Annotated in this window: 20 protein-coding genes and 1 tRNA gene; 9 read left to right on the forward strand and 12 right to left on the reverse strand. The window is 61.2% G+C overall.

Annotation, left to right across the window (positions count from 1 at the left end):
* Positions 1-147: 147 nt before the first annotated feature.
* Together HHL24_RS11190 and HHL24_RS11195 are read right to left on the reverse strand one after the other, a co-directional pair.
* On the reverse strand, positions 148-1023 hold the full coding sequence (locus HHL24_RS11190) for a patatin-like phospholipase family protein (protein WP_169485553.1): 876 nt from the start codon (positions 1021-1023) through the stop codon (positions 148-150).
* A 44-nt stretch (positions 1024-1067) separates the two neighbouring features.
* On the reverse strand, positions 1068-1472 hold the full coding sequence (locus tag HHL24_RS11195) for a PaaI family thioesterase (RefSeq protein WP_169485554.1): 405 nt from the start codon (positions 1470-1472) through the stop codon (positions 1068-1070).
* 202 nt (positions 1473-1674) lie between these two features.
* On the opposite strand from HHL24_RS11195, the gene HHL24_RS11200 reads away from it, so the two are divergent.
* The 3 genes from HHL24_RS11200 to HHL24_RS11210 all read left to right on the forward strand — a co-directional run bounded on the left by HHL24_RS11200 (position 1675) and on the right by HHL24_RS11210 (position 3305).
* Positions 1675-1750: transfer RNA gene (locus HHL24_RS11200), tRNA-Lys, on the forward strand.
* A gap of 134 nt (positions 1751-1884) precedes the next feature.
* Positions 1885-2631 (forward strand): UPF0149 family protein, encoded by a 747-nt coding sequence (locus HHL24_RS11205; RefSeq protein ID WP_169485555.1) that lies wholly within the window; start codon positions 1885-1887, stop codon positions 2629-2631.
* 86 nt (positions 2632-2717) lie between these two features.
* Positions 2718-3305, forward strand: coding sequence for a LysE family translocator (locus HHL24_RS11210; protein ID WP_169485556.1), 588 nt, complete (start codon positions 2718-2720; stop codon positions 3303-3305).
* A 121-nt stretch (positions 3306-3426) separates the two neighbouring features.
* On the opposite strand, the gene HHL24_RS11215 is transcribed toward HHL24_RS11210, so the two are convergent.
* Positions 3427-4272: a helix-turn-helix transcriptional regulator gene (locus HHL24_RS11215; protein ID WP_230417409.1), complete on the reverse strand. Its 846-nt coding sequence runs from the start codon at positions 4270-4272 to the stop codon at positions 3427-3429.
* Positions 4273-4491: 219 nt separating this feature from the next.
* Between HHL24_RS11215 and HHL24_RS11220 the strand changes: the two genes are divergently transcribed.
* Both HHL24_RS11220 and HHL24_RS11225 read left to right on the forward strand, forming a co-directional pair.
* A complete protein-coding gene (locus HHL24_RS11220; RefSeq protein ID WP_169485558.1) occupies positions 4492-5151 on the forward strand; it encodes a PadR family transcriptional regulator in 660 nt (219 codons plus the stop codon).
* Positions 5148-6515, forward strand: coding sequence for an FAD-dependent monooxygenase (locus tag HHL24_RS11225; protein ID WP_169485559.1), 1368 nt, complete (start codon positions 5148-5150; stop codon positions 6513-6515). The genes HHL24_RS11220 and HHL24_RS11225 overlap by 4 nt, the downstream gene beginning before the upstream one ends.
* Before the next feature lies 1 nt (position 6516).
* On the opposite strand, the gene HHL24_RS11230 is transcribed toward HHL24_RS11225, so the two are convergent.
* From HHL24_RS11230 to cadR, 5 genes are all read right to left on the reverse strand, one after another.
* The gene (locus HHL24_RS11230; RefSeq protein WP_169485560.1) at positions 6517-7311 is read right to left on the reverse strand and encodes an ABC transporter substrate-binding protein; all 795 of its coding nucleotides are present in this window, start codon (positions 7309-7311) and stop codon (positions 6517-6519) included.
* Between the two features lie 200 nt (positions 7312-7511).
* Complete coding sequence (locus HHL24_RS11235; protein ID WP_169485561.1) at positions 7512-8666, reverse strand: pyridoxal phosphate-dependent aminotransferase; 1155 nt, start codon at positions 8664-8666, stop codon at positions 7512-7514.
* Positions 8667-9033: 367 nt separating this feature from the next.
* On the reverse strand, positions 9034-10437 hold the full coding sequence (gene dbpA / locus HHL24_RS11240; protein WP_169485562.1) for an ATP-dependent RNA helicase DbpA: 1404 nt from the start codon (positions 10435-10437) through the stop codon (positions 9034-9036).
* Between the two features lie 53 nt (positions 10438-10490).
* Entirely contained in the window at positions 10491-10691 is a 201-nt protein-coding gene (locus HHL24_RS11245) for a hypothetical protein (RefSeq protein WP_028197690.1), read from the reverse strand.
* A gap of 111 nt (positions 10692-10802) precedes the next feature.
* Positions 10803-11234 (reverse strand): Cd(II)/Pb(II)-responsive transcriptional regulator, encoded by a 432-nt coding sequence (gene cadR / locus HHL24_RS11250; RefSeq protein ID WP_115781533.1) that lies wholly within the window; start codon positions 11232-11234, stop codon positions 10803-10805.
* Between the two features lie 80 nt (positions 11235-11314).
* Between cadR and HHL24_RS11255 the strand changes: the two genes are divergently transcribed.
* Entirely contained in the window at positions 11315-13867 is a 2553-nt protein-coding gene (locus HHL24_RS11255; protein WP_407947492.1) for a heavy metal translocating P-type ATPase, read from the forward strand.
* Between the two features lie 148 nt (positions 13868-14015).
* On the opposite strand, the gene HHL24_RS11260 is transcribed toward HHL24_RS11255, so the two are convergent.
* Positions 14016-15059 carry a helix-turn-helix domain-containing protein gene (locus HHL24_RS11260; protein ID WP_169485563.1) on the reverse strand — a complete coding sequence of 348 codons (1044 nt, stop codon included), beginning with the start codon at positions 15057-15059 and terminating at the stop codon, positions 14016-14018.
* A 327-nt stretch (positions 15060-15386) separates the two neighbouring features.
* On the opposite strand from HHL24_RS11260, the gene adh reads away from it, so the two are divergent.
* Together adh and HHL24_RS11270 are read left to right on the forward strand one after the other, a co-directional pair.
* Entirely contained in the window at positions 15387-16907 is a 1521-nt protein-coding gene (gene adh, locus HHL24_RS11265; protein ID WP_169485564.1) for an aldehyde dehydrogenase, read from the forward strand.
* A 75-nt stretch (positions 16908-16982) separates the two neighbouring features.
* Complete coding sequence (locus HHL24_RS11270) at positions 16983-17378, forward strand: DUF779 domain-containing protein (RefSeq protein WP_169485565.1); 396 nt, start codon at positions 16983-16985, stop codon at positions 17376-17378.
* Between the two features lie 9 nt (positions 17379-17387).
* Here the strand turns inward: HHL24_RS11270 and eutC are convergent, their stop codons facing one another.
* The 3 genes from eutC to eat are packed head-to-tail and all read right to left on the reverse strand — an operon-like array spanning position 17388 to position 21023.
* Entirely contained in the window at positions 17388-18185 is a 798-nt protein-coding gene (gene eutC, locus HHL24_RS11275; RefSeq protein WP_169485566.1) for an ethanolamine ammonia-lyase subunit EutC, read from the reverse strand.
* Complete coding sequence (locus HHL24_RS11280; RefSeq protein ID WP_169485567.1) at positions 18182-19576, reverse strand: ethanolamine ammonia-lyase subunit EutB; 1395 nt, start codon at positions 19574-19576, stop codon at positions 18182-18184. Before HHL24_RS11280 ends, eutC begins: the two co-directional genes overlap by 4 nt.
* A gap of 43 nt (positions 19577-19619) precedes the next feature.
* Positions 19620-21023 carry an ethanolamine permease gene (gene eat / locus HHL24_RS11285; RefSeq protein WP_169485568.1) on the reverse strand — a complete coding sequence of 468 codons (1404 nt, stop codon included), beginning with the start codon at positions 21021-21023 and terminating at the stop codon, positions 19620-19622.
* Between the two features lie 254 nt (positions 21024-21277).
* Here eat and HHL24_RS11290 point away from each other — a divergent pair, with 254 nt between their 5' ends.
* Positions 21278-22144 (forward strand): AraC family transcriptional regulator, encoded by an 867-nt coding sequence (locus HHL24_RS11290; RefSeq protein ID WP_169485569.1) that lies wholly within the window; start codon positions 21278-21280, stop codon positions 22142-22144.
* Positions 22145-23224 lie beyond the last annotated feature (1080 nt).

Raw genomic sequence — 23224 nt, forward strand, 5'->3', positions numbered from 1 at the left:
CTGCGCTAGTCTCGGGCGGCATTTTTCGGTTAAGCGCCCGCGTTAATCGCTCGCGATCGCCTCCGGTTTCAATCTACCCATCGATTCCGCCGGCGCGAAGCCGCGAGCCACGCAACGCTTTTGCAAACCGCGCCACCGCCGCTCACCTCAGCGCGCTTCGTGCGCGCCGGCTTCCAGCAGATCGGGCATGCGTTCCAGAAAGGTCTCGCCGTCGGTGCGGCCGAGGTTGTACGCGTGCACCATCTGCGACGGGCTCGTGTAATCCCAACTCGAAATCGGCACCTTGCGCGACGGCTGCACATAGAGCCGTTGCTGCACGCCGTGCGGCACGACAAACATCTGCGGCCGCGGATAAAGGCGCGTGACCATGACCAGCACGTTGCCGGGCGCATCGGCGTCGAGCGCGCCGACCGGCACGTTGTCGACCATCCCGCCATCCAGCACTGGCCGGCCGTTGCGCCGTAAAACCGGCGTGAAAGGCGGCGTACTCGACGATTGCAGAATCAGATCGGCGAGATCTTCGACCGTCGCGCAGTCCTGCGCGCACACGAATTCCGGATGAAAACCGAGCGTCTGACCGAGTGTCGGATGCAGCGTTTTGCGCACGTATTTCTCGATGTTGTACGCAATCAGGCCCGCGGCGACCGCGCTTCGCGCGCCAAGCCAGCGCGGCAGGTGCGACACGCCGATACGGATTTCGGGCGCGTCAGCGAGTGTGGAGAATTTGTCGCTGTAGATGTCGAGCAGCGCCTGGCGGTAAATCCGGTAGTGCGGAAAAACCGATTCGCCGCGCAGCAGATTGCCCCAGTACGCGTTGCGGGTATTGTGGCGCAGCGCGTCTTCGTAATAGCGCATGACCCAGTCGGAATCGCGCGTGTAGAGCATGCACGCGGTGGCGGCGCCGGCCGAAATGGCAGCGATGACGCGCGGACGGATGTCCAGCTCCGGCTGCACCACGTCCCAGAATCCCGCCTGCCACCAGCAGCGATTGCCGCCGCCGGCGAATACGACCTGATCGAACATCTTCGCTTTTTCCTCTAATGCAGCTTGCGGGCCCGTTTCAGGTTTCAGTCGAGCAGCGCGTAGGTGGTGGTGGCGTGGACGGCCATGTTGCCGGCTTCGTCGAATAATTCGACCTCGCCGAACACGAGATTGCGGCCCATGCGCAACACGCGCGCGGTGATCAGCACGTCGCCGTTGCGGACCGCGCGCATGAAACTGATGTTGAGCGAGACGGTGCTCATCGGCTTGAAGCCGCCGAGCGCGGCCGAGATGGCGACGATCATGGCCGTGTCGGCGGCCGCCATGAAGACCTGGCCGCAGATCACACCGCCCGAATGGCGAAACCCGCCGGAAAACGGCAGGCGCAAGGTTGCACTTTCTTCGTCGACCTTGACCGGGGTCAGCGTCAGCGCGCGAACCCAAGGTGCGAGGATGCGGTCGAGCAGCTCGATAATCTCTTTGTCATCCATGGCGGTCCCCGGTCGAATGCCGCGCGACGCTTCGTGCGGCAGGTGTCCGCGACATGATACCGGACGGTGAGCCGTGCGCCTTTCCGGTGCCTGACGGCAGGCAGCACAGGCACCGGGTCGCCGCCCTTCCGAGATTTTTTAAGAAATCTGCTAAAGGGGGTTGGCAATCTCGGAAAGTTTCGGCATAATTTCGCTTCTGTTTGGGGCGTTAGCTCAGCTGGTAGAGCAGCGGACTCTTAATCCGTAGGTCGACAGTTCGAATCTGTCACGCCCCACCAAAGTTTCAACAAAAAGCCCGGTCCATGCGACTGGGCTTTTTGCTTTGCGGCGCCGGTGCCGTGTGAGCAAGCCGACTCCGCATTTCCCCCGGTAGGCCATCGGGACTCAAGATTCGAAGCATCGGAGCCGCACCATGTCCAAATCAAAACTCAACCCCGCCGATCTGGCTACGCCGCTCTCCGAAAAAGAGTTCGACGAACTCGATGAGTTTCTGATTTCCGAGGTAACGTCGGAAGAGACGCTGACGATCGAAGGACTCGACGGTTATCTGACCGCGATGGCCATCGGGCCGACTACCGTGCCGCCGAGTTACTGGCTGCCGGGCGTGTGGGGCCCCAGCGAGGATGACGCTCCTGCATTCGAAACAATGGATCAGGCGCAGCACATTCTCGGGCTGATCTTGCGGAACATGAACGGCATCATCACCACACTGGAAGATGACCCGGATGAGTTCGAGCCGGTGTTTGGCTTCAGCCGTGTTGACGACAGCGAACGCGAATACATCGACGGCGAAGCGTGGGCTTTCGGCTTCATGCAGGGCCTCGCCCTGGTTCGGGCAGATTGGCAAGCGCTGTTCGATAGCGAGCAGGGCCAGGCATGGCTGAGTCCGCTACATCTGATGGGCTCAGAGGATCTCACGCCGGAAGAGCTGGCGTTGATCGACACGCCGGAACAGCGCGAAGCCCTCACCAAACAGATTCCCGCCAGCATCGCCGCGATCTATCGTTTCTGGCTTCCTCACCGTCAGGCCGTCCACGAACGGAAGCTCGCGTCTGCGATGCAACGCACAGAACCGAAGGTCGGCCGCAACGATCCCTGTCCTTGCGGCAGCGGCAAGAAATTCAAAAAGTGCTGCGGCGCTGCCGACACGCTTCACTGAAAGCAATTTCCTTCAATACACCCCTCCCTGCTGCCCGATACCGTTGAGCGTCGCAAATCCTGCGCACTCACGTATCGAGGCATCCGATGACCGTCTTACTCTCCATGGCCGCCTTTGCGTTGGCCTCGTCGATTTCTCCCGGGCCAGTCAATGTCGTCGCGCTCAGCGCCGGCGCGCAACATGGATTCACCGCAAGCATGCGGCATGTGACCGGCGCGACCGTCGGGTTCACGCTGTTGCTGTTGCTGATCGGTCTGGGGCTGCATGAGTTGCTCGCGCACTTCCCCAATCTGATCGACATCGTCAAATGGGCCGGCGTCGGCTTTCTGCTTTACATGGCCTTCAAACTCGCCGTCGATGACGGCAAGCTCGGCGCGGACAAGCCCACCCGCGGGCCGTCCTTCGCATACGGCGCAGCGATGCAATGGCTTAATCCGAAAGCATGGCTCGCTTCGCTGGCCGGCATGGGCGCCTACGCAGCCGACGGCGACGGCCGGCTCGTCTGGCAATTCACCGTGGTGTACTTCGTGGTTTGTTATTTGTCGATTGCAAGCTGGGCATATGCCGGCACGTTCCTGCGTCGATACTTGCAGGAGCCGAAGCACGTGAGGTTATTCAATCGTGTGATGGCGGCGTTGCTCGCGGCCAGCGCGTTGTATCTGCTGATAGCGTGAGGAGCGCAGCAGGATGCACTTACCAGGCGCAACCGCTTCTTCAACTGCCACGTTGCCACGACACCATCGCCACCGGTCGCCTGAAGGTCTATTGCCCAGGCGCCCGAACGGCCAGCGAGCGTCAACTGCGATACTGCCCCGGCGTCGCCGCAACCAGCCGCTTGAAGGTCCGCTGCAAATGCGCCTGATCGGCAAAGCCCGCATCGAGCGCGACGTCCGCTATCGGGTAGCCGCGCCGGAGTTGCGCGCGGCTGTACTGGATGCGTCGATTGATCAGATAGGCGTGCGGCGTCATGCCATAACGCTGTTTGAAGGCGCGGATCAAGTGCGAGGCGGACAGCTCAGCCGCCTTGCAGACATCCTCCAGCTTCAGCGGACGGGTGCAGTTTTCGGCAATGAACTCCGCGGCGCGCGCGAGTTGGCCGCTCGCGTCGCAATCCGGCAAGGGCGCCGGATTCAACTTCTGTTGCACTTCCGAGAAGAACGTGAGCGCAGCGCTTTCCTTGCGCATCGACTCGCTATCGTCGTCGACGAGGATCGCGTATAGACGGTTCAAACCGTCGAACAACGTCGGGTCCGTCGTCATGGTCTGCGAGAAAGCGCGAAACGCGTGGTTGTCGCTGAAACCCAAGTCGTGTTGCAAACCCGTGAGCCAGTCAACATCAACGTGCAGCATCCGATACGACCAGCGCTCGTCGGCAACCGGGTTACACGCGTGCACGTCGTCCGGATTCATCAGCACCACCGCACCGGCGCCGATCCATTCACTCGCGTGGCGATTCACATACGCGCTATGCCCGCCGGTGACGGCGCCGATCGAGAACGTCTCGTGCGAGTGTTTGGCATAGCAGACCTCGCGGCCATCATCGATAGAACGCGCCTCGATGAACGGCAACGCTTCATCGCGCCAGAACTTCGGTGCCGCAGCCGTCGCCGCTGAATCACTCCTATCGTTCGTCCCGCTCATCACGTGCTCCTCGGTCATGCGCTTTGTCCCGTCGCAGCTTCGTCACCTGTAGATCAGGTCGTCGGCGCGCACCACATCGTAACGGTGCAATCTGCCGTGCGCCAGCGATGGAAACAGTGCGCCCGCAGATCACCCCGAAATTCCGTGCTTGCCACGCTCAAAAATTTATAGTTATATTATGACTAGATAAACAAAGACTAGCTCGCAGCCACCCCAACCATGGTCCGCCACTCTCCGCTCGCCCTCGCTGTCCTCGCCATGCTGACTGAGGCGCCGATGCATCCGTACCGAATGCAGCAGCTCATCAAGGCACGCGGCAAAGACGAGGTCATCAACGTCGGTCAGCGCAACAGCCTGTACCAAACAATCGATCGCCTGTTGCGCGGCGACCTGATCGCCGTCCGCGAAACGGAACGCGACGGTGCATTCCCGGAACGCACGGTCTATGAAATTACCGAAGCCGGGCGCGACACCGGCCGTCTGTGGTTGCGCGAACAGCTCGCGCAACCCGCCCGCGATTTCCCTGCCTTTCCGGCCGCGCTCTCCTTCCTGCCGCTGCTCTCACCTGACGACGTATGCCGTCAGCTCGAGACCCGCATCGGCGCACTCGAGCGGGAATTGATCCGGCTCGACGACGCCACTGAACAAGCCACCCAGATGCAGGTGCCGCGGCTGTTCCTGCTCGAAGGCGAACTGGTGCGTGCGCAGCTGCTTGTCGAGCTGGAGTGGGTTCGCAGCGTGGTGTCCGATCTGAAGTCCGGCACGCTGACCTGGAGCCCGGAATGGCTCGAAGACATTGCTCAACGCTTCACGCTGCCCGCCGGCGAATACAAATACCGGCCGGCCCAACCTGCCGCAAAGAAGGAGGCTAAGTCATGAATCGTGAACCCATGGAGGTGATCGTGATCGGGGCCGGCACCGGCGGCCTCTGTCTTGCGCACGGGTTGAAGCGCGCCGGCATCAACGTAAATGTCTATGAACGCGACCGCACGCGCGCGGACGGTTTGCAGGGCTATCGCGTCGGTATCAATCCACACGGGCTGGCGTCGCTGAAAGCCTGCCTTTCGCCAGAACTTTATGCGACGTTTCTGGCGACTTGCGCACGCACGCCCGGCCACTTCAACATCCTCACCGAACGAATGACCGAATTGCTCACGGTGCCGCTCGAAGACGAATCGATGAGCGGCGGCAAATCGGTCAGCCGGATGACGCTTAGGCAAGTGCTGCTCACGGGCCTCGAAGCGCACGTGCACTTCGACAAGACGTTCACGTCGTACGAACAGCATGCCGACGGCAGCGTCACCGCGCATTTCGAGGACGGCACCCACGCCACCGCGGATCTGCTGATCGGCGCAGACGGGGCGCGGTCGAAGGTGCGCCGCCAATTGCTGCCGCACGCGCGGCTGGAAAACACCGGCATCGTTAGCGTCGGTGCAAAAGTGCCCATGGACGAAGCGTCACGCGCGCTGCTGCCGCCCAAGGTGCTCGACGGCATTACGCTGATCAACGCGCCAAAGGGTTATGGCGGCATCGTGCATGTGATGGAATTTCCGTGGCGCGCGGACGGCAGCGGCATGAAGGAAGGCATCGGCAGTAACGATGCCGAGCTGCTCTCGGGCTGGCCTGGATTGCTCTACGACAACACACGCGACTATCTGATGTGGGGTGTCTGGGGCGCACTGCACAACTTGCCGGCCGATCCCAAACCGCTCGGACAGGCCGCGTTACTCGCGCTCGCGACGCAGATCACCGATGGCTGGCATCCCAATCTACGCGCCCTGATTCGCGCCTCGGATCCGTCCACCGCCTTCAGCGTCGATGTGCGCACGTCGGTTCCCGTCGACGCATGGCCGACCACCAATGTCACAGTGCTGGGTGATGCGGTGCATCTGATGACGCCGGGCCGCGGCGTCGGTGCGAACACCGCGCTGCGCGATGCCGCGCTGCTCGCCGCGCGTCTGGCCGATGCACAACAGGGCAAGCTGTCGGGTCACGACGCCGTCGCGGGTTACGAAGAGGAGATGCGCCGCTACGGCTTTCACGCAGTCGCGGAATCGCGCAAGCAGTTCGATGCGCGCGGCGCGCTGCATCGGCCGGTGGTCGGACGGATGGCGTTAAGTGCCATGCGCACCAGCTTGCGCGTGGTGAACAACGTGCCGATGCTCAAGCGCCGCATGATCGACGCCGAGAACGAGTTTCGCGGTGCCGATCGCCACGCGGCACCCACCGAGCACGGCCAGTAAGTTACTTCGACGAGACGTCGATATTGCCGAGATACTTCGCCGCCAGCGTCTTTACCGTGCCGTCGGCCTGGACCTTCGCAATCGCCGCGTTCAGCTGATCACGCAGCGCGGTGTCGCCCTTGCGAATCCCGTACGCGATGCCGCTGCCGAGGATCTTGTCATCGCGCACCGGCTGACCGACAAACGCATAGTCCTTGCCGCTAGGCTTCGACAGAAAACCCGTCTCTCCAGCCGGCGCCAGAACGAGCGTCGCATCGAGTCGACCCGCCACGAGATCCGTATAAACCTGGTTCTGGTCCTGATACGGCACGACGGTGACGCCAGCCGGTTCCCAATGCGTCTTCGCGAAGGTTTCCTGAATCGACGCCTGCAACACGCCGACGCGTTTGCCCTTCAACGATGCCGGCGTCGGCAGCAAACCGCTGTCGCGCTTTGCGATCAGTTGCGTCGGCACGCGATACACGACGGTCGTGAAATCGATCGCCTGACGGCGCTGCTCGGTGGCGTTCATCGCCGAATTGATCGCGTCGAACTTGCGGCCTTGCAGCGCTGGAATCAAGCCGTCGAACGAGGTTTCGACCCACTTGCACGTCACATGCGCGGCGACGCAGACGGCATTGCCGACGTCGATGTCGAGACCCTGCAACTCACCGTTCGGCCCTTTCGATTCGAACGGCGGATACTGCGCCTCGAGTCCGAAACGCAGCGTCGATGTGTCGGCGGCGATCGCGGCAGACGAGGCAGCAATCGACGCGAATGCGCAGGCCAGCGCCAATAGAGGCTTGAGCAATTTCATAACGGATCCCTTTTCCTTCGATATTGTTGTCACACCAGCATGCAGTGCGCTGATGCATAACGACGCAATGGCGCGACGATCATACTGCGGTCAAAAAATGCTGCCGGTTCGCGCTACTGTCGAGCTGATCGCGTCCCTTTGCGATCAGATCAGATCAGGTCTTCATGCGCTCACCGCGAATACCTCGCACAACCGGCGAATCAGATTTCGCACAAACGCCGCGCGCCTTCGATCAAGGTGGCGTCGTCCTTCGAGAAGCTCAGGCGAATCAAACCAGAATCCGTGCCATCGGTATAGAACGCCGACAGCGGAATCGTCGCAACACGCGCATCGCGAATCAGGCGCAGCACGAAATCGCTATCGCTTTCCTCGGAGAAACCGCGAAAACGCGCGAGCATGAAGAAGCTGCCTTCGCTCGGCAACAACTCGAAGCGCGAATCGCGCAGCGCATGGGCGAGCAGATCGCGCTTCTTCTGATAAAACGCGGACAGACCGAGATAGCTCTCGCGATTGGCCAGCGCATCGACAAACGCGTATTGCATCGGGGTATCGGCAGAAAACACCATGAACTGATGGACTTTACGAATCTCATCCATGAGCGCGGCGGGCGCGAGGCAGTAGCCGATGCGCCAACCGGTCACGTGATACGACTTGCCGAACGACGACACGATCACGCTACGCTCCGCGAGCTCAGAGTCGCAGGCCATGCTCTGATGTTTGGCGCCGTCGAACACCACGTGTTCGTAGACTTCGTCGGCAAGAATCACGATGTCGGTGTTGCGCGTCACGGCCTTCAGACGCGCGATGTCGGCCTCGCTGAACACGGTCGCGGTCGGGTTGTGCGGCGTGTTGATGATGATCATGCGCGTCTTCGGCGTGATCGCGGCGGCGACCTCGTCCCAGTCCACGCGGAAATCGCTCAACGACAGTTTGATCGGGATCGGCGTCGCGCCTTGCAGGCGAACGATCGGGCCGTAGCTATCGAACGACGGCTCGAAGTAAATCACTTCATCGCCGGGGTGCACCAACGCGCTGATCGTGGAATACAGGCCTTCGCTGGCGCTGGCGATCACGGTAACTTCGCTCGACGGGTCGTAGCGCACGCCGTACAGCGTCTCGACTTTCTCGGCGAGCGCTTCGCGCAGGGTGGCGATGCCGGCCATCGGCGCGTACTGATTATGACCGGCGCGCATGGCTTGCGCGACACCGTCGACCAGTTTCGCGTCGGGCGCGAAATTCGGCGCACCTTGCGACAGGTTCAGCGCATCGTGTTGTGCGGCCAGTTGGCCGATCACGGTAAAAATCGTTGTGCCTACGTCAGGCAGTTTCGAGCGGGCTTGCATGGCGCTCTGCATAAGGCTTTCTCCCTTTCTTCATCCGGCAGCGGATTCGCGGACTGCCAACTGCGCGGCAGTCCCATCCAGTTCGATGATTAGGCATCAGCCAAAGAACGGTCACAATCGAAACTTTGTCATGCGCGGCATGCGTTTACGTCATGGCTCGCGCAATGCCGTGCTGGGACGGGCTAAGGCAATGAAATCGGGGGGTTTGGGGGAGAAATGCAGCCGCGCGGGAAGCGCGGAAACCGGCGGAGGTATGACGTAATGTGATGCGCGGCGGTGATGGGGCGTTGCGATTTGCTGCGATGACGCGCAGCGATGGTGCGGACCAACTCGGCTGCGACCAGGCGGTCGCAGCCGTCAAAAGCAAACTAGTCAGCGATCAAGTCTCGTCCATCATGCGGACTTTGACCTTCTTGCCCTTCACCTTGCCGGCGCTGAGCTTGCGCAATGCGTCGCGCGCGACGCTGCGCTCCACGGCCACATAGGTCGACATTTCGGTCACGTTGATCTTGCCGATCTGCGAACCGGCGAAACCTGCTTCGCCGGTCAGCGCGCCGAGCACATCGCCCGGACGGATCTTTTCCTTGCGACCGCCGAGAATCTGCAGTGTTTCCATCGGCGGCAGCAGCCGCTCGTTGCTCGCGGGCTTGAGATCGGCCAGCTTGTGCCACTCGACTTCACGCTTTTGCGCCTGTTCGAGACTGCCCACGCGGCCCATCTCGTTCATGCTGGCTAGACTGAGCGCCCAGCCTTCCTGATCGGCGCGACCCGTGCGGCCAATGCGGTGCACGTGCACTTCCGGGTCCGGCGTCACGTCGACGTTGATCACGGCTTCGAGCTCCGCGATGTCCAGACCGCGCGAGGCAACGTCCGTGGCAACCAGCACCGAGCAACTGCGGTTTGCGAACTGGATCAGTACCTGATCGCGTTCACGCTGATCAAGTTCGCCGTGCAGCGCGAGCGCATGAAAACCCTGCGCGCGCAGCACGTCGAGCAGATCGCGGCATTGCTGCTTGGTGTTGCAGAACGCGAGCGTGCTCACCGGACGATAGTGATTCAGCAGCAAACCAACAGCATGCAGACGCTGGTCTTCGGTGACTTCATAAAAGCGCTGACGAATCTTGGTGTTGTCGTGCCGCTCGGCGAGCTTCACTTCCTTCGGATTGCGCAGGAATTGCTGGCTGAGTTTGACGATGCCTTCCGGGTACGTCGCTGAGAACAGCAGCGTTTGCCGCTCTTTCGGACATTGCTTCACGACAGTCGCGATGTCGTCGAAGAACCCCATGTCGAGCATGCGGTCGGCTTCGTCGAGCACCAGTGTGTTGAGCGACTGCAACGGCAGGCTGCCGCGCTCGAGGTGATCCATGATCCGGCCCGGCGTGCCGACCACGATGTGCGCACCGTGTTCGAGGCTGGCCGTTTGCGGGCGCATCGGCGTGCCGCCGCACAGCGTCAGCACCTTGATGTTTTCTTCGGCGCGCGCCAGACGGCGGATTTCCTGCGTGACCTGATCGGCGAGTTCGCGCGTCGGGCACAGCACCATCGCCTGCACGGCGAAGTTGCGCACGTCGAGGCGGTTAAGCAGCGCCAGAGAAAATGCCGCGGTCTTGCCGCTGCCGGTTTTCGCCTGGGCGATCAGATCGTTGCCGGCCAATGCGATCGGCAAGCTCGCTGCCTGAATCGGCGTCATCTCGACATAGCCGAGCTGCGTCAGATTGGCGAGTGTCGCGGGCGGCAGCGGTAGCTGGCTAAACGGCGCGCCGGCTTGAGTGGGACTGTTCATAGGGTAATGGCTCGCTATCGACTGAAGAGGCTGAAGAGACTGAAGGCTCAGGACTATTCGGCCATGGGGCCGGTGGCGGGACGGCCTTCGATCTGCTCGTACAGCACCGAGCCATCTTCCCCGTCGAAACGTTCGACGTAATTGCGCGCGCCGCACATCGGGCAACGGAACAGGAGTCCCTGCCCTTCATTCTTGATGACGACGTCCGACATCTCCCACTGCTCGCCGCAGGGCTGGTTTCTACAGGTAAACACGTTGATTCTCCAACTGGATTCGATTGTTTATTCGGTGGGCCGGATAAAAGGCCCAGCCGTGAATGCTGTCACTGCCATGGTCGGCGCCGCCGTCAGTACGGGCGGAGCGCTTCAACCCAGATGCGTATGCCGCGCACGCGTCGCGCTCACGTCCATTTCGGTGAGGCCCTGGACGATGCCGCAGTCTTCAACGGCCTGTTCGCCATGGCATTGCTCGCGCAGCGTGGTCAGTTGCACCTTCAATTGCTTCAATTCGTCGATACGCGTGTCGACGTGCGCGATGTGCTCGTCGATCAGGGCATTGATACCGCCGCAGCCGTCCGCCGGTGCGTCTGTCAGACGCAGCAACGCACGGATTTCGTCGTGAGTCATATCGAGCGCGCGGCAATTGCGGATGAAGCGCAGGCGTTCGACGTGCCTCGCCGAGTAGCTGCGGTAATTGGCCTCGGTGCGCTCCGCTTCGGGCAACAGGCCCTCTTTTTCGTAGAAACGGATGGTTTCGGTCGTGCAATGGGCGATTTTCGCCAGTTCGCCAATTTTCATGGACCCTCCGGATTGCGGCCTTGACCTTGTAGTGGCTTCAAGGTGTTTACTAGACCACAAATCGAACCAGGAAGCCACCCATGCCTCACGCCAACCTCGCCGAAGCGGACCGCCCGGAGCAGCCCAAAGCCTGTGCCCACGGGCATGAAGGGCATATCCACGAGCATGCCGATGAAAATCCGGACGGTCGCGGTCATCGGGCATCCTGTGGTCACGGACGCGAAGCAGGTACTCGTGAAGACGCTCACGAGCACGGCGACGGCTGCAGCCATGGCGCCAAAGCACACGCCCATGAAACCGAACATCAACACACCCATGCCCACGGCGAAAGCTGCGGCCATGACCACAAAGCACACGGTCACCAACCCGAGCATCAACACGCTCACGCCCACGGCGAAAGCTCCCGCCATGACCACAAAGCACACGGTCATACCCACTCACACGCCCACAGCCACGCCGAAGCAAGCTGCTGCGGCACCGCGCACACTCCAGCCGCACCGGTCAAGCTCCCGCAATCGGAAGCCGTCGGCAGCGACGTGCGCACCGCGATCCGCATCATGCAGATGGACTGTCCGACCGAAGAAGCGCTGATCCGCAAGAAATTCAGCCGCATGCCGTACGTGCGCAGCATGGACTTCAACCTGATGCAGCGCGTGTTGACCGTCGTCCACGCACCGGACGCCCTCGACTCGATCCTCGCCGCGATCCGTTCGCTCGACTTCACGCCTGAGCTGGCAGACGCGAACCCGGACAAGGCAGCGGCCGCCCCTCAAGCGCCGCCCAAGCCGTGGTGGCCGCTGGCGCTCGCCGGCATTGCTGCCGTGGGCTCAGAGGCCGCCAGCTGGCTTGGCGCCCCGGTCTGGGTGGCTGCGGGTCTGGCGCTCCTCGCGATCGCCTCCTGCGGGCTCACGACGTACAGAAAGGGTTGGCTCGCGATCCGCAACGGCAACCTGAACATCAACGCGCTGATGAGCATTGCGGTGACCGGCGCGTTGATCCTGCAGCAGTGGCCGGAAGCCGCGATGGTGATGGTGCTCTTCACGATTGCCGAACTGATCGAAGCGAAGTCGCTCGACCGCGCCCGCAATGCCATCCAGGGGTTGATGCAACTCACGCCCGAACAGGCCAGCGTGCAGCAAGCCGACGGCAGCTGGCGGCCCACAGACCTCAAAGCGATCGCACTCGGCGCGGTGGTGCGCGTGAAGCCGGGTGAGCGGATTGCGCTCGACGGCGAAATCGTCGCGGGCCGCTCGAGCGTCGATCAGGCGCCGATCACCGGCGAAAGTCTGCCGGTCGACAAGACCGTGGGCGACGCGGTGTTCGCCGGCACCATCAACCAGGCCGGTTCGTTCGACTATCGCGTCACGGCTGCGGCCAGCAACACGACGCTCGCGCGCATCATTCACGCGGTCGAGGAAGCGCAAGGCACCAAAGCGCCGACCCAGCGTTTCGTCGATCAGTTCGCGCGCGTCTATACGCCGATCGTGTTCGCTGCCGCACTCGCCGCGGCGGTGTTGCCGCCGCTGGTGTTCGGCGGTCAGTGGCACGAATGGGTCTACAAGGCGCTGGTGATGCTGGTGATCGCCTGTCCGTGCGCGCTGGTGATCTCCACGCCGGTCACGATCGTCAGCGGCCTCGCTGCTGCCGCCCGCAAGGGCATCCTGATCAAAGGCGGCGCCTACCTTGAACAGGGCCGCAAGCTGAGCCGGCTCGCGCTCGACAAAACCGGCACGATCACGCACGGCAAACCCGTGCAAACCGAGTTTGAAATACGGGCCGACGTCGACGTCGTTCATTGCAGGACACTCGCGGCGAGCCTTGCGGGTCGCTCGGATCATCCGGTGTCGATGGCGATCGCGGCGGCGGCGAAAAGCGAAAGCATCGCCAGCGTCACGGTCGATGCCTTCGAGGCGCTGGCAGGCCGCGGCGTGCGCGGCGAAATCGACGGCTTGCCGTATTGGCTCGGCAATCATCGGCTGGTCGAAGAGCTCGGACGCTGCTCAGCGTCGCTTGAAGCGCGGCTGGACGCGCTCGAAGGGCAAGGCAAAACGGTCGTGATGCTGGTGGATGCCGAACGCGTGCTCGCGCTGTTTGCCGTGGCGGATACGGTGAAGGACACGAGCCGCGCCGCCATCGTCGATTTGCAACGCCTCGGCGTACGGGCCGCCATGCTCACCGGCGACAACCCGCACACGGCCGCCGCGATCGCGCAGCAAGTCGGCATCGGCGAAGCACGCGGCAATCAGTTGCCCGAAGACAAGCTGAACGTGGTGGCGCAGTGGTCGCAGGAAGGCGCGACGGTGGGCATGGTCGGCGACGGCATCAACGACGCCCCCGCATTGGCGCGCGCCGACATCGGCTTTGCGATGGGCGCCATGGGCACCGACACCGCGATCGAAACCGCCGACGTCGCCTTGATGGACGACGATCTGCGCAAGATTCCGCAGTTCATCCGTCTGTCGAAGGCGACGCATTCGGTGCTGGTGCAGAACATCTCTTTGGCACTGGGCATCAAGAGCGTCTTTCTCGTGCTGACGGTGATGGGTCTGGGCACGATGTGGATGGCCGTGTTCGCGGATGTGGGCGCGAGCCTGCTGGTGGTGGCGAACGGCCTGCGGCTGCTCCGCAAATAAGGGTGCGCGGGGCGGTGGGAACTCCGCGGCGCATCCGGCTGCATCCGTGGCGGCCGTAGCGGCCGCCGCCTCCACACAGCGTCACATCGTGCCGCCAGCCGGCGTACGTTTTGCCAGCAATGCGCAACGCGCAACGCGCCGCGTGATCCTAGTGAGCGAACGAACGATTCCCCGTCACCTGATGAGCGCCGATCGCGGCCTTCAACGTATCGGAAGGCCGCATGCCGAACAGCTTCCGGTAGTCGGTAGCGAACTGGCTGAGATGCCAGAAGCCCCACGCCGCCGCCACATCCTGCACCGAACGCGATTCAAGCGACGCATTGCACAGATCGCGTCGCGCGCCGTTCAGGCGAATCGTGCGCAGGTACGTGGCGGGCGCCATGCCGAGCACATCCTGAAAGCAGTATTGCAACGTGCGACGGCTCACATGCAAACGCTCGCACAACTCCGGCACGTTGATCGCGCGGTCGCGATTGGCCAGCACATACTCGCGCGCTTCCGACACGATCGACTGACGCCGCCCACGCGTGGGCATGTCAATCTGCCCATCAGCCGGTAACGCGCCGACGTCGAACAACGAGGCCAGCACCGCCGCCTGCAGATTGTTGCGCGCGAACGAGGACAGCGGCGTGCCGCTCGCTGCGCCGTCGTCGAGAAGCTGCCGCAGCGACGCGCACAGCCGCTCCTTACGCGCCATGCCGATCGACACGACTTCCGTGTTCGGCAAATGGTCGGCCAGACCGACGCGCTCTACTTCGGCCGCGTACCGGCGCAGCACTTCACCCTTCACCACCACGCCAAAAATCTCGTAGCCCGCCGAGGTCAGCAATTCGAATTCGATTCCGCCCGGACGAAATGCGAGCGCATCGCCCGCGATGACCTGTGCGTCGATCCGGCCGGAACCTTCGGGGCAAATCGGAATGCCGAACCAGTAGGCGTCCTCCTGCACCTCGCAGGTTTGCCGCAGCGTATGGCTAGTGGTTTCGACGAACACCTGCATGTGATCGAGACACAACTCCGTCAAACCGCCGACGAAGCGGCCCGCAGTCAGTTGGTCGTAGGTCTGGTTCCAGCCGTGGAGATTACGCGCTTGCTCGTCGGCGTCGTAGGCGACGCAGGTCTGCACGCAAAAGCTCGGCTGCTGCGCGTGCGTGGGTACTGTCAGGCTGTCGTTTCGGAATTCAGTCGTCATACCGGATCTGCGAAAACGGAGTATTGAGGGGAAAAGGAAGGCAATTCCCATGCCGAACGGATTCGCCGCTTACTTTGCTTTGATCTTACCGGTAGGTGCTCACGTCCTGTTCAATTCCTGAACAGCGCTGCGCACAGTGGTCAGAAACGAAACGTTCATTCCCCGGCAAGGTGAGCAATGCCACGCGCCATGCTTCGCATGGCGTGCCTGCTGCACGTGCACGGCTCACCAGCGCGGTGCATTGGCACGGTTCTGGCTCTAGTCAGTCGCGGCCAAGCGAAATATCGCGCCGAATATAGCCCATTCCAACATGTGAGGAGCACACAGATGAATCATGCAGAGATGCAGTTTCTGACTACCGAATTCCCGTACAAAAAGCAGTATGCGAATTTTATCGGCGGCGAATGGGTCAAGCCCGTGGGCGGTGAGTACTTCGACAACGTGTCGCCGATCACCGGTGAGCCGTTCACGTCGATCCCGCGCTCGCGCGAAGCCGATATCGAACTCGCCCTCGACGCCGCGCATCGTGCGAAGGCAGCGTGGGGCAAAACATCGACCACCGATCGCGCGAACATCCTGAACCGTATCGCCGACCGGATGGAAGCGAATCTGCAACGCATCGCCGTGGCTGAAACGATCGACAACGGCAAGCCGCTGCGCGAAACAATGGCGGCGGATATCCCGCTAGCCATCGATCATTTCCGCTATTTCGCCGGCGCCGTGCGTGCGCAGGAAGGTGGGATCTCTGAAATCGACCACGACACCGTCGCGTATCACTTTCACGAACCGCTCGGCGTGGTCGGCCAGATCATTCCGTGGAATTTCCCGATCCTGATGGCGGTCTGGAAGCTTGCGCCTGCATTGGCGGCCGGCAATTGCGTCGTGCTGAAACCGGCCGAGCAAACGCCTGCGTCGATTCTCGTGCTGCTCGAACTGATCCAGGATTTGCTGCCGCCGGGCGTGCTGAACGTGGTGAACGGTTTCGGCCTCGAAGCCGGCAAACCGCTCGCGTCGAGCAAGCGCATTGCGAAGATCGCGTTCACGGGCGAGACAACGACCGGCCGACTGATCATGCAGTACGCGAGCCAGAACATCATTCCGGTGACACTCGAACTCGGCGGCAAGAGCCCGAACATTTTCTTCGCCGACGTGCTGAACGAGGACGATAGCTACTTCGACAAGGCGCTCGAAGGCTTCACGATGTTCGCGCTGAATCAGGGCGAAGTGTGCACGTGTCCGTCGCGTGTGCTGATCGACGAAAAGATTTACGACCGCTTCATGGAGCGCGCGTTGAAGCGCGTGGCTGCGATCACGCAGGGTCATCCGCTCGATACGAAAACGATGATCGGCGCACAGGCCTCGCAGGAACAACTGGAAAAAATCCTCTCGTACGTCGACCTCGGCAAGCAGGAAGGCGCTGAGTGTCTCATCGGCGGTGAGCGCAATTCGCTGGGCGGCGAACTGAGCAAGGGCTACTACGTGAAGCCGACCGTCTTCCGCGGCCACAACAAGATGCGCATCTTCCAGGAAGAAATCTTCGGGCCGGTCGTCTCCGTGACGACCTTCAAGACCGAAGACGAAGCGCTCGAGATCGCCAACGATACGCTCTACGGTCTGGGCGCCGGTGTATGGACGCGCGACGGTACGCGCGCCTATCGCTTCGGCCGGGAAATCCAGGCGGGCCGCGTATGGACCAACTGCTACCACGCGTATCCGGCACATGCCGCGTTCGGTGGCTACAAGCAATCGGGCATCGGCCGCGAAAATCATAAGATGATGCTCGACCACTATCAGCAGACGAAGAACATGCTCGTCAGCTATAGCGATAAGCCGCTCGGTTTCTTCTAAGCTTTCCGAGACGTTAGCAATTCTGTTCGAGCGGGCCGCATTGCGCGGCTCGCTCTTTTTCAGCGAGGGCTTGTGATGGCTGATGAGAAGCAAGTAGCGCGTGTGATAGCCACGCCTGCCGCGGTCGATCTGATCGATAAGCTATGCGCCGAACACGGGGCCGTGTTGTTTCATCAATCCGGTGGATGCTGCGACGGCAGCGCGCCGATGATGTTCTCTCAGAGTGAATTCATGGTCGGCTCGTCCGATGTGAAACTCGGCACGATTGCCGGCGTGCCGTTCTATATGAGCGAATCGCAGTTTGAATACTGGCAGCACACGCAGTTGATTATCGACGTGGTGCCGGGCAATGGCGGGATGTTTTCACTGGAGCGGCCGAGCGGGTTGCGTTTTCTCACGCGCTCGCGACTGTTCGAGGACGACGAAAACGCGTGGCTCGAAACGCATCCGGTGGAACGGGTGGATGCTTAAGTCGTGTTTCTACGTCGCGCCTGTGTTCGGATTGTTGCTGACTGCGGGTGTTGTCGGTGTACTCGGTAGCAGCGCGTCGCTATCGTCTTTCAAACCAACGCCCGTGAGACCCAAGCGCCTTGCATGCGTCAGCAAGTAATGCAACTTGTGCGCGGCTGATTCGTAGTTAAGACCTTCAGGACGCACGTTCGAAATGCAGTTGCGTTGCGCATCGCTGCAGCCCAGTTTCGGCGCGTACGTCAGGTAGATACCAAGGCTATCGGGCGAACTCAGACCTGGACGCTCGCCAATCAACATCACAACCAGTTTGGCATTGAGCAGTTCACCGATCTCGTCACCGAGCGCGACGCGGGCCTGACGCGCGACTACGACGGGGCCGATCTTCCAGTCTGTGAGTTTTGCGCAAACAGCTTGCAGCAGCGGGATCGATTGTTTCGACGCAGCGAATGCAGAGAGGCCATCGGCGATCACGAAGACCACATCGGGTGAATCGACCTTGAGCTGCCCAAGCGCTGCCCGGCTCTCGTCGCTTAAACGCCTGCCGAGATCAGGCCGCCGCAAATAATGCTCGCGATCGGGCGCGGCACTATGCACATCCAGTGTGCTGAAACTTTGCGCGCGCAGCTGTTCGTGCAGCACCTCCGTATCGAGCGGATGATGCACGGCGTCGCGCGCCTGCGCATGCGACAGGTTGAACGCCAGCAACGGCGCCGTCGGCAAACTGTTGCCCGCGCGGCCCAACGCGATGCGCGCGTTGGTGAACTGCCGCAGCGCGTTCCATGGATTCTTTTCGAGGAAGTCGCTCATACGATGCCCATCCAGTCATTCGCGCCTTCCAGCAGCGGTTGCTGTGACGAGGCACTCAGCAACGCGCCGCGAGAGTCAGTGATCTGCATCGACTCCAGCCATTCTTCGAATTCCGGCGCACGGCGCAGGCCAAGCGCGTCGCGCACGTAAAGGGCGTCGTGGAAAGACGTGCTTTGATAGTTGAGCATCACATCGTCCGCGCCCGGAATGCCCATGATGAAGTTGATGCCCGCCACGCCAAGTAGCGTGAGCAGGTTGTCCATGTCGTCCTGATCGGCTTCGGCGTGATTCGTATAGCAGATGTCGCAACCCATCGGCACGCCGAGCAGCTTGCCGCAGAAGTGATCTTCAAGACCTGCGCGAGTGATCTGCTTGCCGTCGTACAAATATTCCGGTCCGATGAAGCCCACCACTGTGTTCACTAGAAACGGATTGAACTTGCGCGCGACTGCGTAGGCGCGCACTTCGCACGTCTGTTGATCGACGCCGAAATGCGCATCGGCCGACAACGCACTGCCCTGGCCGGTTTCGAAATACATCAGGTTATTGCCGACGGTGCCGCGTTTCAACGACAACCCTGCCTCATACGCTTCCTGCAACAGCGCAAGCGAAATACCGAAACCCGCGTTCGCTTTCTCCGTTCCGGCAATCGACTGAAACACCAGATCGACCGGCGCGCCTTTCTCGATCGCCGCGATCGTGTTCGTGACGTGGGTCAGCACACACGATTGCGTCGGCACTTGATAGCGTTGGCGGAAGTCGTCGATCATTAGCAACAGCTTGGTGATCGCGGCGAGATTGTCGCTGGCCGGGTTGATGCCGATCATCGCGTCGCCGCAGCCGTACATCAGGCCATCGAGCATCGACGCAGCGATGCCTTTGACATCGTCGGTCGGATGATTCGGTTGCAGACGCACCGACATATGACCCGGCAAGCCGATCGTATTGCGAAAGCGCGTGATCACCGGACGTTTACGCGCCGCCGCGATCAGATCCTGATTGCGCATCAGCTTCGAGACCGCCGCCACCATCTCCGGCGTGAGGCCGGCGGTGATACGCGTAAGCGCGTCCGCATCGGTCGTGGTGCTCAACAGCCAGTTGCGAAAATCGCCGACCGTCAGATGCGAGATCTCAGCGAACGCTTGCGGCGAGTGATCGTCGATCACAAGCCGCGTGACCTCGTCGCTTTCGTACGGGATCAGCGCTTCGTTGAGAAACGTGCGCAGCGGCACCTGCGCGAGCGCCATCTTGGCGGCGACGCGCTCTTCTTCGCTCGCCGCCGCGACGCCCGCGAGTTGGTCGCCGGAACGCTGCGGGCTGGCTTTCGCCATCAACGTTTTCAGGTCGGCGAAACGATACGTGCGGCTGCCGATTGTCTCGGTGTAGCTCATCGTTGCAACTCCATCGCCGCTGCTTGCGCAGCGGCTCGATCCGTCATTCTTCGAGCAAAGCGTCCGATGGCGCTGCTTCCCGTTGATGGCGCGTCAACAGGAAGTAGACGTAGCCCAGCGCGAGGAAGATCGCGAACACGATCGCCACCAGAAAATTGAAGTAAACCATCGTGCCCAGACAAATCACCGCGGCCACCAGCGCGAACGCCGGAAAGAACGGAAACAGCGGTGCGCGGAACGGGCGCTCCATGTTCGGTTCCGAGCGGCGCAGCTTGAACAGCGACAACATGCTGATGATGTACATCACGATAGCGCCAAATACGGACATCGTCACGATGTTCGCCGTCAGCGTCTGACCGCCGAACTGGATCAGCTCGTCGCTATAGATCGCGGCGATGCCGACCACGCCACCCGCGATGATCGCGCGATGCGGCGTCTTGAAGCGCGGATGCACCTTCGAGAGCCACTCCGGCAGATAACCCGCGCGAGCCAGCGCGAAGATCTGACGTGAGTAGCCGAGGATGATGCCGTGAAATGACGCGACGAGCCCGAACAGGCCGAGCCACACCAGCATATGCATCCAGCCGCTATGTTCGCCGACGATGAATTTCATGGCTTGCGGCAGCGGATCGTTGATGTTCGCCAGCTTGGTCCAGTCGCCGGCGGCGCCTGCAAACACCATTACGCCGACGGCGAGCACGACCAGCGTGAGAATGCCGGTGATGTAAGCGATCGGAATCGAACGCTTCGGATTCTTGGCTTCTTCGGCCGCCATCGCGACGCCTTCAATCGCGAGGAAAAACCAGATAGCGAACGGAATCGCGGCGAACATGCCGTGGAACGAGCCCATGCTGAAGGTGTCCGCGCCCGACCAGCCGCCCTTCATGAAGTTAGACCACTGGAATCCCGGTGAAACGACGCCCATGAACACCAGCAATTCGAAAATCGCGAGCAGCGTCACACACAACTCGAAGGCTGCGGCAATCTGCACGCCGACGATATTCAGCGCCATGAAGACGAGATATGCGCCCATCGCCGCATGTTTAGGCTCGAGCCCCGGAAACTGCACGTGCAGATAGGCGCCGATCGCAAGTGCAATCGCAGGCGGCGCAAAGACGAATTCGACTAATGTTGCCGCGCCCGCCAGATAACCGCCGGTCGGGCCGAAGGCGTGACGCGCGTAGGCGAACGGGCCGCCCGCATGCGGAATCGACGTGGTGAGCTCGGTGAAACTAAAAATGAATGTGGTGTACATCGCCGCGATAAAAACCGCCGTGATGACAAAGCCAAGCGTGCCGGCGCTCGCCCAGCCGTAGCTCCAGCCAAAATACTCGCCGGAAATGACCAGACCGACCGCGATCCCCCACAGTTGCCACGTGCCGAGTGTTTGCTTCAACTCGTGATGCGTGACTTTACCGACGTGCTGACTTTTGGACTCTGATTTCATCGGGCACTCCTGATGTTGCCGCTTGCTCGACGCCGCAAGGCTTGGCGGTGCATGGGCGGACAGGCTTCAGCCGATGGTAGTGAGCCATTATTCGAGGTGTTATCGAAATTCGGCAAAGTTCGGAGGTGTTTGTGTCAGTGGGCGCTTAACTCCGTTTACGTGCAGTGTGTGAAGTTCGCAGGATTTGGTAAATGGGGACGTGGTACTTTGGTTCGCATCCCTTCGGCAATCTTCCCTCGGTTAGCTCAACACTCATGAACCATTCGGACAATCGGGCTCGCTACGAAACTCGGCTGGGCCGCGTGCTGGACCATATTTACGATCATCTCGACGAACCGCTGGATATCGATCGTTTAGCGGAAATTGCCTGTATGTCGCCGTATCACTGGCACCGCATCTATCAGGCGATGTATGGCGAGACGGTCGCGACGACCGTGCGTCGCTTGCGACTGCATCGCGCAGCGGGATATCTGGCGAATGGCTCGATGCCAATCGCGGAAATTGCCGAGCGTTCGGGCTATAGCAGTTTGCAGTCTTTCTCTCGCACCTTTCGCGCGGCGTTCGGCGTTCCGCCGGCGCAGTACCGCAAGCAGGGCACACATAGCCGGTTTCGTCCGGCGCTTTCAGGAGACGATCAAATGGCGATGCGCGAAGTGGTGATTCGACACGTTGAGCCGATTGAGGTTTTGTCGGTAGATCACGTAGGACCGTATATGCAGATCGGTAAGGCGTTCGATGGGTTGTTCGGCTGGTTGGCGAAACACAATTTGCTGGCGGGGCAGATGCGCATGATCGGGATTTACTACGACGATCCGGGGGTGGTGGATGAGAACGCGTTGCGGTCGAAGGCTGGGGTGTTGTTGCCGCATCCGGTGCAGGCTTCGGTGACGGTGAGTCCGCCGGTTTCGGTGGCGCATGTGAAAGGCGGTGAGTACGCGGTGTTGCGCCACAAGGGGCCGTACAGCGATATGCGTGCGGCTTATGAGTGGTTGTATGGGACGTGGCTCGTGCAGTCGGGGCGGGAAGCGGCGGATGCGCCGGTGTTCGAGGAGTATTTGAATAGCCCTAAGGAGACTGCGCCTGCTGAGCTGTTAACGGAGATTTGTTTGCCGTTGGTTTGATGGCTTTGGCTTGGTTCTGTTTGTTTTGCCCGCTTTGTGCATGTTTACGTAGCGGGCTTCATGGATGCCTCTCTGGTTTTTATAGTCTTTGTATATGTATACGTAGTAATAGTTAACAAGCACCGCACCTGGCTGTGGATAACTTGAATCTTCGTTTACGGATCAAGGGACTGCGGAATCGATAACCCTGCGGAGCGTGGGCGAACAGGGAGGAGGAGCCAGGGAAAACTTTTGGGCGGTCTGGCGAGATCGCGGATTTATCAAGGTTTCGCCCACAAGGTGCCAGGGGGCTTGTACAAAAGTTGTCCAGAGGGGGCTGTGGATAAGTGGAGTGACTTATCCGGTGGTCAATCCGCTAGCTCGTACGAGGTGCTGCGGCCCCCTGCTGCTGATTTTTTTAACACCCCGAATGGCGACGCTGATCCGGGCTATTTTCCCTACGGACACAGATTATTCTCCGCAGAAAATGCGGAGATTACGGGTGCTATTCACCGCTTGGGACCGTGGGCGCCTCGCGAGCGACTGATTTCTCGATCGGATTGGGTCGGGCGAGGTAAAAGAGGTGGAGACCGCGCAGCAAAGCACGTAGTCGCTGCGGCAAAGTCAAATCAGAATTCGTTGTCGTACTTATCGGATACCGTCTGCGCGATGGTAGGCCGTATCCTTGCCTGTTGCTGATTTTGCTACTGCACATTGTCGACGGCCGGTCACCGTGCCTTCTGCATCAATCAGGCGCCCCGACAACACTTTATTGCAGAATTGATTCGTAGTGCAGATACATTGACAACACTTAGGCGCGTCGCTTATCTTCGGCACGCGGGACGGCTGGTCAAGCTTGCCAAGGTACGGGCAGTATTCGTTCCGGGCACTACGGGGCTACCCCGTGGATCAGAATGACCTCCGCAGTTCGTCGCATGAGCGTTATCTGCGCCTTGCGCAGCGGCGCTCACGCAGCACAAGACGCGTTGACTGGCCGGCCCGCCCTTACCTTTGCTCTATGCCGTTATCTTCTCTGCAATTTGTCACCTACGCGATCGCCGACGCCATGCTGGCCGGGCCGCCCGAAGCCTCGGCGATGGT

Origin of the sequence: Paraburkholderia polaris (assembly GCF_012927345.1) — a bacterium.
Lineage (GTDB): Bacteria > Pseudomonadota > Gammaproteobacteria > Burkholderiales > Burkholderiaceae > Paraburkholderia > Paraburkholderia polaris.